The organism is Salinicola socius, from assembly GCF_001937195.1.
Lineage (GTDB): Bacteria > Pseudomonadota > Gammaproteobacteria > Pseudomonadales > Halomonadaceae > Salinicola > Salinicola socius.
Genome location: NZ_MSDO01000022.1, coordinates 92,350 through 106,689 on the forward strand (window position 1 = coordinate 92,350; position 14,340 = coordinate 106,689).

The following is a 14,340-nucleotide window of genomic DNA, read 5'->3' on the forward strand; positions in this document are numbered from 1 at the left end:
ATGAACGGAATCGTCGAACCCTTGGCCGGGCTGAAGGTGCTGGATCTTTCGCGGGTGCTGGCCGGGCCCTGGTGTACGCAGCAGCTGGCGGATCTGGGCGCCGAGGTGATCAAGGTCGAAAGGCCCGGGCGAGGAGACGACACCCGCGCCTGGGGGCCGCCCTGGCTGGAACGTGCAGAGAGCCGTAAGGAATCGGAAACGAAGGAATCGGCCTATTTCCTCAGCGCCAACCGCGGCAAGCGCTCGGTCGCCATCGATCTGTCGACGCCCGATGGGCAGGCGCTGGTTCGCCAGTTGGCGACAAAGGCTGACGTCGTGATCGAGAACTTCAAGGCCGGCGGACTGGCTGGCTACGGGCTCGATCATGTCAGCCTCAAGCGATTCAATCCGGATCTGATCTACTGCTCGATTACCGGTTTCGGTCAGGATGGCCCTTACGCCGGTCGAGCGGGTTACGACTTCCTGATCCAGGGCATGGGCGGGCTAATGAGCCTGACCGGCGAGCCTGACGATCATGGCGGCGAACCGATGAAGGTGGGCGTGGCGATCACCGATATCTTCACCGGCCTCTATGCCGCCAACGCGATTCTCGCAGCGCTGCGTCGTCGGGATGCCACCGGCGAGGGCGCTTACATCGACATGGCGCTGCTGGACGTCCAGGTCGGTGTACTCGCCAACCAGGCGCTCAACTATCTCACCAGCGGGCAGACACCGCCGCGAATGGGCAATGCCCATCCCAACATCGTGCCGTACCAGGCTTTCGCTGCTGCCGACGGTCATCTCATCGTCACCGTGGGTAACGATGCCCAGTTTCGGCACCTGTGCGAAGCGCTGGGTGAGACCGAGTGGGCGGTGGATCCGCGATTCGCCACCAATTCGCAGCGGGTTGCCCATCGCGAACCGTTGGTGGCGTTGCTGAGCGAACGATTGGCGGCCCGGCCACGCGACGAATGGCTTGAACTGTTGGAAGCCCACGGCGTGCCCTGCGGGCCGATCAATACGCTGGATCAGGTCTTCGACGATCCGCAGGTACGTCACCGCGGGATGGTGGTGGAGCGCACCATGAACGATGGGCATCGGGCGCGGCTGGTCGCCAGCCCGATCACGCTGGATGGCCAACGGATGACGTCTCTAGTGTCACCCCCGCGCCTGGGTGAGCACACGGAAAGCGTACTGCACGACTGGCTGGCGTTGGACGCCGAAGCATTGGCGAATCTGCGCCGGACCGGTGCGATCTCCTGATCGATACGTGGCATCTGGCCTTGGCCCGTTGAGTATCGCGACAACTCGGCGAGCGCAGGCAGTTTGCGTAAGCGATCTAGCCCCAGCCCTGTTGCTGAAGCCTCTCCCGAATGATCGGTACCGGCGTCATCAGGTGCTCGCGCATCAGCCGGCCGGCGGCGGGGGCGTCGCGGGACAGGATCGTATCGAGAAGAGCTTGATGTTCGCGATGCTTGTTGGCGAGCGCCTGTGGGGAGAACACGGTCTGGCGTAACCACAGGTGGCGGTAGCGCTGGGCCTGGTCGAACAGCGCGGCACGTGACTGCAGCAATGGCAGGCAACCACAGCCTGCGACCATCGCATCATGCAGCGCCTGATGTCGGGTATCCCAGCGCTCGAGCATCTCGTCACCATCCTGCACCCGGGTGATCTTGGTCAGCGTATGGGCGCGGGCAAGAATCGCCGCCTCCCACTCATCGTCGCCGCGTTCGATGGCGAGCCGTATCAGCAAGCCTTCCAGCTCTGCGCGGGCGTCGTAAATCGCCGTCAGCTCGGCGATCGACATCGGCGCCACACGATAGCCGCGTTGGCTGATGCCCGTGACCAGACGCTCGCCGATCAAGCGGGTCAAGGCCTCGCGCAAGGGGCCGACGCCGGTGCCGTAGCGGGTCTTGAGTCGGCTCATCAAGAGCTTCTCCTGCGGCGCGTAGGCGCCGCGGATGACGTCCGCCTTGAGACGCTGATAGACCTCGAGGGCGGTGGGGGATCGGTCGGATATCGGGGGCATCGGCAGGCCTGTCGGTATCGAAAAATATCGCTGCCTCAATTCTGTCGATATTGATTAAAAATATCGACAGTGACGTGTCGATAAAGCCACCGTCGACACAGACGGTACTCGACGAGAGGCGCATTGTGACGCGCTGGCTCGCCGATCAGAATGGTCGGAAAGCGCCCGACGCCTTCATGGTTTTTTCGCCAGGAAAAATTCTTGGTCAAGAGCGGCTTGGTCGAGAGATGTTTGGTCGAGAGATGCTTGGTCAAGAAAGGTTCTTCATCAAGAAAGATTCAGCCCGCGAGGAGAGCCGTCATGCCGCTGACCACGCCGCACCAGATCGAGCAGCATATCGCCCGAACCATGGCGTTCTACCACCCGCGCTGCATCGACGCCCAAGCGGGGTTCTATCACTATCTCACCGACGATGGGCATCTCTACAACCGCCATCATCGGCACCTCGTTTCCAGCGCCGGTTACGTGATCCTCTACGCCCGTTCCGCGATCCACACCGGTTCGCCCGAGGCGTTGAGATGGGCGCGCCACGGGCTGAAGTTCATCGAGGACGAGCACTACCAGACCCGTACTCAGGGCTACGCCTGGACGCTGGATCATGGAAAGCCCGATGACACGACTCATCACGCTTATGGGCTGGCTTCGGTCATGCTGGCCTATGCGACCGCGTTGAAGGCGGGAGTTACCGAAGCGCGGGCCGGGCTCGACCGTGTTCATGCCCTGCAGACCCGGCGATTCTTCGAGCCCCACTGGCAGCTGTATGCCGCCGAAGCGGACGATCACTGGCAACAGAGCGGTTATCGCGGCCAGAACGTCAACCTGCGCAGCTGCGAAGCGTTGATCGCCGCCTCCGAGGCGACCGGCGATGTCGCCTTTCGGGATCGGGCTCTCGCCATCGCTCGTACCCTATGGCACAAGCTGGCCCCCATGGGCGATGGCTGGCTGTGGGAGCACTACGATCGCGACTGGCATATCGATTTCGCCTATCACCGTGACCGGCCCGACGATCTGTTTCGACCGTGGGGCTTTCAGATCGGGCATCAGATGGCGTGGGTTAGATTGATGATCGTCCTCGCGCGCCATTACCCGCTGGAAAGCTGGCTGATCGCCACGGCCAAGCGTCTGTTCATCGAAGCGATCGAGAAGGGGTGGGATATTCGACATGGCGGGCTGATCTGCGGGGTGGATTTCAACCGCCAGCCTCTCAACCGCGACAAGGTGTACTGGGTGCAGGCCGAGAGCCTGGCCGCCGCCGCGATGCTCGGCGACCTGACGGGAGAGGCGCGTTACTGGCGCTGGTACGACAAGATCGCCAACTACTGCTGGCAACACATGATCGATCATGAGCATGGCGCCTGGTACCGCATTCTGACCGCGGACAATCGCCGCTATTCCCGGGAGAAGAGCCCGGCACCGAAAACCGACTGCCAGACCCTGGGCGCCTGTTACGAGATTCTCCCGATCATGCAGCGCCAGCACGGCGAGCGTCAGGCCGCGTCAACGGTCTGACGTCTTGGTCGGGGCTTCATCCGAGGTCTCGTCCGACGATTTGCTCGAGGACTCGGCGGCTGCCAGCAGTGCGGCCCGTTCCGCGTCCAGACGATGGCGAAGCTCGGTCCAGGCCGAGAACGTGCTGAGATAGGACTCCCCTGTCAGATGTTCCAGAAAGTCGCTCTTGCCGAGTTTGTCCATGACCGGCCCCTTGACCTCGGCGAGATGAAGGGTGACCTGTGAGTCTTTCAACCGGGCGTTGATCGCCTCCAGACTTTCCAGCGCCGAGGCGTCGATCAGGTTGACCGCCGAACAGATCAGCACCAGATGCTTCATGTTGGCGCGGTCGGCCAGCAGGCCGTAGACGGTATCTTCGAGATAGCGAGCGTTGGCGAAATATAGGCTTTCGTCGATGCGCAGCAGTGCGATCTCGTCGTCGACTTCCGCTTCATGACGCCGGATGTTACGGAAATGCTCGGTGCCCGGAAGGCGGCCGACTTCCGCGGTATGGGGACGGCTGGTGCGATAGAGATAGAGCGCCAACGATACGCCCACCCCAGCCATGACGCCGGCTTCCACGCCCTCGACGAACGTCAGCAGGATCGTGATCACCATCGCCGCAAAGTCGCTGCGCGAATAGTGCCAGGTTCGCCTGAGCCCGGGCAGATCGACTAGCGTCATCGCCGACACGATGATGCTGGCGGCCAGCGTCGCGATCGGCAGATAAGCGATCAGCGAGGTCAGAAACAGGATCACCAGACCCACGCCCAGCGCCGCGAATGCCCCGGCGGCAGGGGTGCGGGCGCCGGCATCGAAGTTGATCACTGTCCGCGACAGGCTGCCCGTCACCGGCATGCCGGAGGTAAACGCCGCCGCAAGGTTGGCGGTACCCAGGCCGACCAGCTCCTGATCCGGTGATATCCGTTCACGCCGCCGCGCGGCCAGCATCTGTGCCAGCGAGACGGACTCGATGAAGCCGACCACGCTGATCAGAAACGCCGGTAACAGCAGGTCGCGCAGCAACCCCGGTTCGAATGACGGCACGCTGAGCGGCGGCAGGTGCGCGGGGATGTCTCCCACCACATTCACGCCCATGGCAGGAAGGTGCATCGTCCAGGAGGCCAGGGTGGTGATCGCAACCGCCATGACCGGCCCCAGACGCACGACGAAAGTCGCGACACCGGTTGGCAATCCCATCTTGCGCAGCAGTGGACCCGCCCGACGCATCAGCAACAGGAACACCAGGGCGAATGCGCCGAGCGCCGCCGTGGGCCAGTGAATCCCTCCGAGATGGGTCACCAGATGGGCAAGTTGGTCGATCAGCGTGAAGCCCGAGCCGCCGATACCGATCAGGCTCGCGAACTGGCTGGCGGCGATCAATACGCCGGAAGCGGTCAGCAGGCCAGAGACCACCGGGTGGCTGAGAAAGTTGGCAAAGAATCCCAGTCTCAGTAGACCCATGACGGCGAGAATCACCCCCGACAGCATGGCAAGCGTCGTGGCGGCCTGGCTGTAGGCCACACTGCCGCTGGCGAACAGCGGAGACAGCGCCGCGGCGGTCATCAGCGAAACGATCGCCATCGGCCCCACGGCCAGGGTGCGGCTGGTGCCGAAGATCGAGTAGAGGATGAGCGGCAGCATGCTGGCGTAGAGGCCGGTGATTGCCGGCAGCCCGGCCAGAATGGCGTAAGCCAGTGCCTGCGGAATCACCATCAGCGTGACGATGATCGATGCGACCAGGTCCTCGTTGAGGAGATGGCGATTGTAGTAGGGCGCCCAACTGAAGATCGGAAAATAACGTGCCAGCCGGGCACGGAAGTGAATCTGCTCTCGCGTATCGGTTCCCGTCAATCGGCGCCAAAGGCTCATGTTGTCGTCCAGCTCCCGGTAATAAGCTTATCGTTGAATAGGATATGGGCGCTAAATGGTGCGCGTAGTCGGGATCGGGTGCAAGTCGGTGGGCAACTGGAATCACGCTGCTCGCAGTCTGATTCGAGTGGCAGCACCATTGCGTACGTATTTTTGTACATGTACATTATGTCGTACGTTAAATTCTGAGAGGTAGGATCAATGGATACGCTGAGCTATTCGGCCTTTCGCAGTCATCTGGCCAAGACGCTGGATAAAGTCAACGACGATCACGCGCCAATCCTGATTACTCGCCAGAATGGTAAGCCAGCCATCGTCATGTCGGTGGAAGACTTCAAGTCCTACGAGGAAACCGCCTATCTGATGGCTAGCCCCAAAAATGCCGAGCGGTTGAGCCAGGCCATCGCCGAAATTGAAAGCGGTGGAGCCAAGGAGCACGGGCTGATCGAAGAATGATGCTCACGTGGGCCGAGAAAGCGTGGGAAGACTATCTCTATTGGCAGAGCACAGACAAAAAGACGCTGAAACGGGTCAATATGCTGATCAAGGACATTCAGCGGCAGCCGTTTACCGGCCTGGGCGATCCCGAACCGTTGAGACATGGCTGGTCCGGTTATTGGTCGAGGCGTATCGATCGCGAGCATCGCCTGGTGTACAAGCCGACCGAGCAAGCGATCATTATCGTCCAGTGCCGGTACCACTATTGATCCGGCCAGGGGCGGGTGCAAGTCGATGAGCGATCCGAAAAAATCGACCCAGCTACTTTTGCCATAGCATTCTATGTTTTCTTTCAATGTGCACACTTTGAAGTAGGCTTATGATGAAGGAAGTAGCTCCATGCAAGTGTCTACGCGAGATCTTCGGTTACGAACGCGCGAGCTGATGGCGGCGACAGCCCGAGGAGAAAAGATCGTCATCACCTATCGTGGTACGCCGAGTGCTGTCATGTCTCCTTGGGAGGGTGCTGCCACGTCGGGGGAGCAACGCAACGACAGAGCCAAGAGCCAGGGTCGCAATCCGGCCCATGGGCTATGGCGAGATGATCGAGCAATGTTTCTTGTCGAAGAATATGCCTTGAGTCACAACATGCAGATGGCAGATGCTCTTATCGCAGCCACGGCGTTGGATCGAGGGATCACTTTGATGACGGCCAATGATCGCCATTACCGCCATATCGATGGTCTTGAGATCGAGCTATTTTGACCGGGTACGTGAGAGTACTCGTCATAGCTACCTCTCATCACTCAGCTACGTCTCATCACTCTGTCACGGACTCGAATTCGAGGCCGGCATTTCCCGCGCCAGGAAATCCAGCGCCGCCGATTCGGCACTTCCCCGAAACAGGAACGTGGTGATATGCCCGCGCCCGTTCATCCAGAGCAGCTCGACATGGTTGCCCTCATTTTCGAGCGCCTGCAGGAACGCTTCGGCCTGCTCGGGCGGCACCAGATCGTCCCAGCTGCCGTGAAACAGAAAGAAGGGTGGTGCATCGGGGTGAACGTGAAAGATCGGCGAGGCCTCGGCGTAGGCGGTGGGGCGCTCGGCCTCGGTGCCGTTCATCAACTGAATCAGCAGCCGACCGCTATCCCAGAGGCGTAGATCCGCCGGCGTACCGCCGGAAACCACCGCCGCGAAGCCGCTATCGCTTCCGCCATAGGGGGCGTCCAGTTCGCTATCCGTACCTGCCACCAGCGCCAGCAGGCTGACCAGATGCGCGCCGGAGGAATAACCGAACCCAGCGATACGCTGCGGATCGACACGCCATTGATCGGCATGTGCATTGATCCAGCGTCGCGCCACCTGCAAGTCACGCAGCTGTGCCGGAAAGCGATACGCCGGCGCGAAACGATAGCTCACATTCACCACGACATAACCTCGCCGCACGAAGCGCTCGGCGATCGGCGTCATGTCATCTCGCGAGCGACCCTCCCAGCCGCCACCATGAACCATCATTACCGCCGGTCGTCGCGCTTCGCCTTCGGTATCTGGCAGATAGACATCTGCCTGCAGTGGCTTCGGCCAATCCGGTGGTGTGTAGGTCTGATCCTCGACAACCCGATAATCGAGATCGTGGGGCTGTCGGGCCGTCTCGGGCACATCGCGGTCTGGCGCATTGATATAGGTGGTGCAGCCGGAGATTAGAGCGCAAACGAGTAGCGCTGGCAGTAGACGGCCCAGTGATTTCATGACGCGGGTTGGCATTCACGCACATCCTTGATTCGTGTCCGGTAACTTCAGAGTATGAGGTCACTGGCCATTGTGCGAGTGATGGTAACCGACGACGGCATATCAGGCAGAGGCGTCGACCAATCGCCCCTGTGACTCTGCGAAAGCCTCCGCGATATGAAGCATCTCATCCGAAGGAATTTGGCGAATGATGTCTCCCGTGGCCCGATCGATAACCTGGGTGATGACTCGGCTATCAAATTCACTCAACTCGAAACGCAGACCGTATTGCGTCATGGCAGTGTTGAGTTCGTTGACTCGATCGCTCAAGTACCCGATACCTTTAGCCGGGTCGTTTGGTATCGCGGAAGAAGATCCGTGCGTAATCGGCTGAACTAGACCCGCCTGGTCCAGCAAGGTTTCCAGTCGTTGGCGGGGAGAGCGATCGGCGTTCGAGTTTAGATAGAATGAAGCCAAATCGATTGGGGTGGGCATGAGCATCTTCCTCGCAGAATCGACACTGAGATTAATCGTCTAAGTTCCGTGATCGCTACCGGAACTCGGGTTCAAGACATGATGAGGTGAGGGCGACGGGCACCGCACGGGATGCGCCCACCTTGTTTCCGCCGATGCTGAAACTTCCCAACAAACTTGCTCCGTCAAAGCAATGCAGGCTCGTTGTGGTCAAGTGACCCTCGAGGCATGCGCCCGCTTCGATGACGACACGGTCCAACACATCCAGACGGCCCGAAAATGCGCCCGCGAGATGAAGTTCACGAGATTTGAGTCGTAGGGAAACCTTGGCGTCGAGACCGATCAGAACGCGTTGCTGGTGGGCCAGGACGTCTCCTTCGACGTCACCTTCGATCCGAAGAGACTCCTGTGTTTCGAGGCGACCGTGGACGTTGACCGTTCGGCCGATCAGACTGCTCCCGGTCGATTCCGCTGCTCGTATAGACGTGTTCGATGGGGGCTCAGAGGTGACAGCCTCGAGTGATGACGCTTCGGCGGGAGACTCAATAGCGCCAGGTTTCGTCGCTCGGACGAACGACGGCCTGGGCCAGGCCGCCCGGCGATAGCCGTCCAGTAGTAGCAGGAAACAGCAGGCGAGACCGCCGAGCAGAAGCCACTCCCCCGAGTCCATATCTTCCCACTCCCAAACTGGTTCTGGCACTCACGCCAGGGTTGCCGCACCGCGACGATCGGCGTCGATTATCGATAGCTATCGGCGTCGAAGAACAAAACTGAAGATGCCGGTCGTCAGCAACGCTTCGGATGGGTAAAGATGTGTCGCCTTTCGCCGATCTACCATCACACAGGTGGCGATCTCCCGAAGAGAATCTGTCACCACCCGATAGCGACAGAGAACCGTGTCATGTTTCAGAAATCCAGTCACACCCCGCGGCAACCGACGCCTTCACCCGGCGCCACCGAAACCTCGACAGCGCCCGGCGAGAATAAAGTCTCCACCCATGGCCTTTCGAGAATTGGGGGCAAGACGACCCTACATGGCGATATCAGTGGCGATGAGGACTTGCTCATCGACGGCCGCATCATGGGTAACGTTCTGTTTCGAAAGCACAGCGTCACCGTCGGCAATGACGGCATTGTGGAAGGGCGAATGGTGGCCAGGGAGCTAACGGTCAGAGGTCGGGTGGAAGGCACCTTGATCGCCGCCGAAAAGATCACGCTGAAAGCGGGGGCAGTGGTCAACGGCGAACTCCACGCGCCCGGCTTGGTACTGGAGGACGGTGCGGCCTTTCACGGCAATATCGATATGAAGCCGGAACAGGATGAGCTCAGGGAGGCGTTCGAGACCGGAACGACGCACGCCGACTCCGCGGCTCCGGAGTCGGCTCACCCCGGCGCGGTGCCGTCACGGGTCGAAGAGGCCGATACCTTCCCGGCGGACGACCGGAGCACGCCCGTCTCGGGGAGTTAAGGCTGGATGCGTCGAATACGAGTGAGCGGAATGGCTCGTCAGTTCTTGATATTCGATTGAAACTGAAGATTATCATTTTGATCAAGATTTCAACGGCTTACATGTGAGTGTGGGCATTCTCGTTAACACGCAGCCCCCAGGCCGGCTTTACGGAGCCGGCCTGGGTTCGTCGGAATTAAATGCAGGTGGGCCCGCCAGACATAGTCTTGTCGTTGCTACGATGCTCCATAAGCCACTTTGTTGTAATTATCCAAAATCCATGCCAAGTGTTTTCTCGGTAGCGAGTTAGGCTTGAGATCAAAGCGTGCCATCCTGCCCACGGTCTCTGTTGGCTCTGCCAATCTTTCGATCTCGTGGTAGTAGTGCCGATCTGTATAGTCATCGAAAAGCACAATGGTTGGCTTCTCGATCATCAAGAAAGTCGTTATAAAGCACGCCCGCCGAAATCTGCCGTCAATCAGAACAACATCCGGGTGCACGAAGTCATCGTGATGCCATACGTGAGTGGGATCTCGATGGAAATTTCGCCATTTTGCATCATTTTTGGGTTTTGCCCAAAGACCAGTCTCGCCGACATCGACATGCATGATACTTGGACGCGACAAGAGATCGGCTGACTCGATATAGCGGTCCATGTTACGAGCCCAAGCGGCATCGTTCTCCACAGACGTGATGTGCTTGTTGAACATTTTAGCAGCGATGATCGTGGAGCCGCCGCTTCCATACTCAAGGATGACAGAGCTTTTCTGGTATATATCGGTAATGTAGTTTTCTACTTCTGGAGGTAAGGTAACCTTTGGTTCTATCAGTTCTCTCTTGCTGTCGTTCTGATGTTTTGAAATATCGCTATCGATTTTCGGAGAAGTATGGGTGTCTTCGCCGTTTGATTTGCGATTAGCAGAGTCCCGACTGATGATTCCTTGGCTCTTGGCCTCCTGAAGAAGAGAAAAGTGTCGCGCGATCTGCGAATGTAAAATATTCAATAATATCCATGAGTCCGCCTGCTTGCGGAGCTTTTCTCTAGCGTGATCCTGGCCACGAAGATATTCGTGAATCAACACCGGACCAGGGTCATAAGCCTGTTTGCGGGCAGGATATCCTGCTTGAGTCAGTCTGTATGAGATGTCCACGCCGCCATGACCGAACAGTATATAGTCTCCCCATCCCCCCACTTCGAAGAATGCTTTTGCCAGGAATGAAGCATTCCCTTCCAGCTCCGGAGGAGCCGGAAATGGCTTGTCGGAAGGATAATAATGATTGGGGGCGGTCGAGTCTGATTGCTGACGATAAACGCCTCGCAAGGAGACGATATCCCATTCTTCATGGGCCCTCATGTGGCTGCCAATGAAACCCGGTTCAGGAATACCATCATCATCGACAAATAGAAGTATGGGCGCATCGCTGTACAGTGCTCCAATGTTGCGCGCTAGATAAGCACCTGCGTTTCCAGAAGTTTTTAGCCAAGTATCGACCCAAGGCTCTATCGCTTCGAATTCCTCGTCTGGGCGACCATTATTGACAAAAATGATCTGTAAGCTATCGCCTCCATCTTTGCGAAGCCTTGAAATATTTTGTACGACTTCCGGTTTGAACCGGTTCGCTATAACAATAGCCGCCATGTCAAAGCGTTCTCGATGGTTTCGGACACTTTCCTGAGACAACCAGTAGTCATAGAGCGAATGCTTGTGCGTCCAATTTGCCTTTGCAAGACGACTTTCCAGGGATGCTGCTCTTTCTCTGTCACCTGTACTGGTTTTTCTCGCTAACAGCGCATGGGTGAGAATAAAAAATGCAGCATTATTGCCCTTTTGCCATTCAAGAAGGCTTTTGCATTTTTCAATCAAGTTGTCGATAACACTTCCGTCGAGTTGGTTTAGGTTATTTGCCAAATCGACTACGAAAGAGCCCTTTTCTTGATTCAGAGGATCCTCTTCGCTTATTAACGAGAAGATATCGATGGGAGCGAGAGAAGCGCTTTCCTCGGCGTCGGTCAATGCCCCACGATCATCGTCTTCATCGATCTTGTCATTGAATGACGACAACGAGGCCTTGAAATCTTCAATTCCATAAAAACGATAGGTAAGAAATGCCAGCTTCGTTTTTTGTGTCTCGTTTAAGGTGGATAGGCGAGAGTCGCTTGGAATCAGCAGTGCATCAGCACTGATTAACTGGGACGCCCGAAAATCTTGGGTCGATGCTTTACCCTGCTCACTGACAGCGTATGAAGCTGAATAAAAACGGTAAAATTGAAATCCGTTTGCATTGGCCCATCGAGTCAGGTCACCTAGTTCTGTCTGCTTTTTATAAATTGGATTGAATCTTATCTGGACCTGCAGGACAAGTGCATCTGCTAGTGCCTGGGCGCCATGCTTAAGGATTTTTAGACTATCATGTCGATCATCTAGCGCCAGCAAATCAATACTTTCTAAGCCTTCGATGCTGTCCAAGGAGACGCTGGCAATATCGAATGCCTCAAGACTGACGGTATCAGTGCTTCTCAATGGCTCCAGGGTTGCCGGTTCTTCCCCCGCACCATCGAGTATCACGGGGGTGGGCTGTCCATCGCCTAGCGTGACCTGAGGCAAGTGCTGGAGTTCACCGTACTGAGATAACTCACTCGCATTGTCAAGTCCACAGGCGGGATCAAACACCAGCAGTGCTACATGGCCAGTACCAAGCAATTCCTTGATGTCGTTGCGTTTTGCGATATTGCAGCCGTTATCCAAAATCGTGATCGCGCTATCCAGATCCCAATCGAACTCTTTGAGAAGCGATGTGGGCAGCTTCAAAGGCTTGGATTCGTCTTCAAACCAGGCTTGGCCGCCTTTGTTGAAAGTCAGGGCTGCCGGTACCTTGTCCCCACAGTAGCGTTGCCAGATACCCCGCAAGGCTTTATGGAGGTGGCGACCAAATTTTGGTGCATCGCAGATGGGCGACTGCTCGAGATAAGTGCGGAGCGCAGCTCGAATCACTGCCAGACTCGGTAGGTCCGAAGCGAGATCGAGCACACGCTTGCGGTAGTCGTCCCAGTCGTCCGTCACCAATTCCGGCATGCCGGCGTTGCATAGATGGGTCGCGCTATGGCGACCGGCGAAAGTGGGGCCGGTGTGGGTGACCACGGGAACGCCCATCAGCAGGGCTTCGCATGTGGTCAGACCGCCGGAGTACGGCCAGGTGTCCAGCGCGATATCAACACGGTTGTAGCTCTTTAGTAGCTCCTGGTGCTGCGACGGGCCCTCCAGCAGGACTCTCGACCGCTCGACGCCGTGGTTTTCCAGCGTCGTGAGTACGCGCTCGCACACTTCGTCGCTGCTGTACTGACCGCCTTTCAGGAATAGGCGGCTACCCGGCAGCTGTTGCAGTAGAATTGCCCACTCGGCTAGCAGAGTGTCGTTTACCTTGGCGGGGTTGTTGAAGCAGCCGAAGGTGATGTAGCCATTGGTGAGCGAGGGTAGTGCGGTTATGGCAGGCTTGTCGCTCGGTGGCTGATAGCAGATATAGTCATCCGGCAGGCGGATGAGCTTTTCGGTATAGAGGTGGTCGACGCCTGCCGGGGTTTCATGACTGTCACTCAGGAAGTAGTCAAATGCATCAATGCCCATGCTACTGATCTGCATGCCGACCCATTTGACAATGATGGGGGCCGGCTTCGTGTCGACGGTCGGCAATCGGTTGAGACCGCCATGTCCGGCGAGCTCGATCAAAATGTCGATATCGTCCTCGAAGATTCTCTCGGCGAGTTGGCGATGATTCAAGTGATAAACGGGCTTCCACTCGCAGGACTTCTTGATACGTTTGGCAATAGGATCATTGTCTCCGGTGTCGGTATCAGAGTAGGCATGGAGTTCAATATCGTCCGGTAGCTGCTCGAGGGCGCTACTGATCATCCAGCCGACCGGATGGGCACGTAGGTTTCCGGATAGCAGACCCACCCGTAATCGGCGATTGGGGGACGTGTTCTTCTCGCCATGATCAAAAGTCTGGGGCGGCTTGAAACGCGCACTCCACTTTTTCGACTTCTGAAGGATGCTCTCTGCCGAAGCTTCCGGATCATAGTGCTTGGTCAGGATCTCGTTGGAGTAGGCACCCGAATAGTCTGGTCTCAAGCGCAGGGCTTCTCGATAATGCCACTCGGCCTTTCTGAAATCCGCCATATCCTTGTGGTAGTTGCCGAGTGTGTTATGCACTGTAGGATCTTGAGGCCTCAATGCATAAAGACGATTCAGTGCCTCCAGCCCTTCCTTGAACTTGAAATGGAGCGAGAGGATCACACTGCGAATGGCCAGGACTTCTGCAGGAGAGTGGCCTAGCTCCTCGGCTCTCGACAGGAACTTTTCTGCCTCCGAATAGGATCCCATCTGATAGAGCATATGACCCATGTTAAAATGGGCTTGGGCGTTGCCAGAGTCGAGTTCGATACTGCGGGCTTGCAATGCCTGGGCACGCTGCTTCTCTCCCGCCATGAAACAGGCTCGTGCCAGTGCCGTCAGCGTTAAAGGGTCGTCGGGATCGAGCGAATAAGCTCTCTCAAGTGTCTCTTTGGCCTCATCGGGGGCAATCTGTAGCTGACAGTTGCCCAGTGCTTTCCAGGCGAAAGCATCCTCAGGATAGTTCTGGACCAGTTTCTCGGCATCTGTCATGGCGAGTTTGTGCTTACCCTGCCGATAGAGGTCCATGAACTGTTTCTGACGGGAGGCTGGGGTTTGAAGACTCTGGCTCATAAGAATCCGTATTCCGATCTGGTGCTGACGAGGATTGGGTCAGCTTCCCACACTCGGATAGATTCGAAGCGACGAAGTGATGTCACTCCAAGCCTTTTATCGTCGCGAACCTTAACGTAAAAAGGCCGGCATATGCCGGCCTC

At 57.6% G+C, this 14,340-nt stretch carries 13 protein-coding genes; 6 read left to right on the top strand and 7 right to left on the bottom strand.

The genetic code is table 11. The annotated features are described in order from the left end of the window. Positions 1–1,242, top strand: coding sequence for a CaiB/BaiF CoA transferase family protein (locus BTW07_RS14945; RefSeq protein WP_075570975.1), 1,242 nt, complete (start codon positions 1–3; stop codon positions 1,240–1,242). A gap of 76 nt (positions 1,243–1,318) precedes the next feature. On the opposite strand, the gene csiR is transcribed toward BTW07_RS14945, so the two are convergent. Then, positions 1,319–2,008 (bottom strand): DNA-binding transcriptional regulator CsiR, encoded by a 690-nt coding sequence (gene csiR / locus BTW07_RS14950; protein ID WP_075570976.1) that lies wholly within the window; start codon positions 2,006–2,008, stop codon positions 1,319–1,321. Between the two features lie 35 nt (positions 2,009–2,043). Next, positions 2,044–2,262, bottom strand: coding sequence for a hypothetical protein (locus BTW07_RS14955; RefSeq protein WP_075570977.1), 219 nt, complete (start codon positions 2,260–2,262; stop codon positions 2,044–2,046). A gap of 46 nt (positions 2,263–2,308) precedes the next feature. On the opposite strand from BTW07_RS14955, the gene BTW07_RS14960 reads away from it, so the two are divergent. After that, positions 2,309–3,517: an AGE family epimerase/isomerase gene (locus BTW07_RS14960; RefSeq protein WP_075570978.1), complete on the top strand. Its 1,209-nt coding sequence runs from the start codon at positions 2,309–2,311 to the stop codon at positions 3,515–3,517. On the opposite strand, the gene BTW07_RS14965 is transcribed toward BTW07_RS14960, so the two are convergent. Beyond that, positions 3,506–5,368: a SulP family inorganic anion transporter gene (locus BTW07_RS14965; protein WP_083941916.1), complete on the bottom strand. Its 1,863-nt coding sequence runs from the start codon at positions 5,366–5,368 to the stop codon at positions 3,506–3,508. The genes BTW07_RS14960 and BTW07_RS14965 overlap by 12 nt on opposite strands. A gap of 201 nt (positions 5,369–5,569) precedes the next feature. On the opposite strand from BTW07_RS14965, the gene BTW07_RS14970 reads away from it, so the two are divergent. The 3 genes from BTW07_RS14970 (at position 5,570) to BTW07_RS20045 (ending at position 6,571) form a co-directional block, all read left to right on the top strand. Further along, the gene (locus BTW07_RS14970) at positions 5,570–5,824 is read left to right on the top strand and encodes a type II toxin-antitoxin system Phd/YefM family antitoxin (protein WP_075570979.1); all 255 of its coding nucleotides are present in this window, start codon (positions 5,570–5,572) and stop codon (positions 5,822–5,824) included. Then, positions 5,821–6,075: a Txe/YoeB family addiction module toxin gene (locus BTW07_RS14975; RefSeq protein WP_075570980.1), complete on the top strand. Its 255-nt coding sequence runs from the start codon at positions 5,821–5,823 to the stop codon at positions 6,073–6,075. The genes BTW07_RS14970 and BTW07_RS14975 overlap by 4 nt, the downstream gene beginning before the upstream one ends. A gap of 130 nt (positions 6,076–6,205) precedes the next feature. Next, positions 6,206–6,571, top strand: a complete 366-nt coding sequence (locus BTW07_RS20045; RefSeq protein ID WP_208605414.1) for a type II toxin-antitoxin system prevent-host-death family antitoxin — start codon at positions 6,206–6,208, stop codon at positions 6,569–6,571. A 63-nt stretch (positions 6,572–6,634) separates the two neighbouring features. Here the strand turns inward: BTW07_RS20045 and BTW07_RS14985 are convergent, their stop codons facing one another. The 3 genes from BTW07_RS14985 to BTW07_RS14995 all read right to left on the bottom strand — a co-directional run bounded on the left by BTW07_RS14985 (position 6,635) and on the right by BTW07_RS14995 (position 8,678). Beyond that, positions 6,635–7,570 carry an alpha/beta hydrolase gene (locus BTW07_RS14985; protein WP_075570981.1) on the bottom strand — a complete coding sequence of 312 codons (936 nt, stop codon included), beginning with the start codon at positions 7,568–7,570 and terminating at the stop codon, positions 6,635–6,637. An 87-nt stretch (positions 7,571–7,657) separates the two neighbouring features. Next, a complete protein-coding gene (locus BTW07_RS14990; protein WP_157958560.1) occupies positions 7,658–8,029 on the bottom strand; it encodes a flagellar protein FlaG in 372 nt (123 codons plus the stop codon). Positions 8,030–8,084: 55 nt separating this feature from the next. After that, complete coding sequence (locus BTW07_RS14995; protein WP_075570983.1) at positions 8,085–8,678, bottom strand: bactofilin family protein; 594 nt, start codon at positions 8,676–8,678, stop codon at positions 8,085–8,087. Between the two features lie 231 nt (positions 8,679–8,909). Here BTW07_RS14995 and BTW07_RS15000 point away from each other — a divergent pair, with 231 nt between their 5' ends. After that, positions 8,910–9,476, top strand: a complete 567-nt coding sequence (locus tag BTW07_RS15000) for a bactofilin family protein (protein WP_075570984.1) — start codon at positions 8,910–8,912, stop codon at positions 9,474–9,476. A gap of 215 nt (positions 9,477–9,691) precedes the next feature. Here BTW07_RS15000 and BTW07_RS15005 read toward each other — a convergent pair whose 3' ends face one another. Next, the gene (locus BTW07_RS15005; protein ID WP_075570985.1) at positions 9,692–14,197 is read right to left on the bottom strand and encodes an O-linked N-acetylglucosamine transferase family protein; all 4,506 of its coding nucleotides are present in this window, start codon (positions 14,195–14,197) and stop codon (positions 9,692–9,694) included. Positions 14,198–14,340: the final 143 nt, after the last annotated feature.

Coding starts and splice junctions, on each gene's coding strand:
- BTW07_RS14945 (WP_075570975.1), top strand. CDS start 1: ATGAACGGAATCGTCGAACCCTTGGCCGGGCTGAAGGTGCTGGATCTT.
- csiR (WP_075570976.1), bottom strand. CDS start 2,008: ATGCCCCCGATATCCGACCGATCCCCCACCGCCCTCGAGGTCTATCAG.
- BTW07_RS14960 (WP_075570978.1), top strand. CDS start 2,309: ATGCCGCTGACCACGCCGCACCAGATCGAGCAGCATATCGCCCGAACC.
- BTW07_RS14965 (WP_083941916.1), bottom strand. CDS start 5,368: ATGAGCCTTTGGCGCCGATTGACGGGAACCGATACGCGAGAGCAGATT.
- BTW07_RS14970 (WP_075570979.1), top strand. CDS start 5,570: ATGGATACGCTGAGCTATTCGGCCTTTCGCAGTCATCTGGCCAAGACG.
- BTW07_RS14975 (WP_075570980.1), top strand. CDS start 5,821: ATGATGCTCACGTGGGCCGAGAAAGCGTGGGAAGACTATCTCTATTGG.
- BTW07_RS20045 (WP_208605414.1), top strand. CDS start 6,206: ATGCAAGTGTCTACGCGAGATCTTCGGTTACGAACGCGCGAGCTGATG.
- BTW07_RS14985 (WP_075570981.1), bottom strand. CDS start 7,570: ATGCCAACCCGCGTCATGAAATCACTGGGCCGTCTACTGCCAGCGCTA.
- BTW07_RS14990 (WP_157958560.1), bottom strand. CDS start 8,029: ATGCCCACCCCAATCGATTTGGCTTCATTCTATCTAAACTCGAACGCC.
- BTW07_RS14995 (WP_075570983.1), bottom strand. CDS start 8,678: ATGGACTCGGGGGAGTGGCTTCTGCTCGGCGGTCTCGCCTGCTGTTTC.
- BTW07_RS15000 (WP_075570984.1), top strand. CDS start 8,910: ATGTTTCAGAAATCCAGTCACACCCCGCGGCAACCGACGCCTTCACCC.
- BTW07_RS15005 (WP_075570985.1), bottom strand. CDS start 14,197: ATGAGCCAGAGTCTTCAAACCCCAGCCTCCCGTCAGAAACAGTTCATG.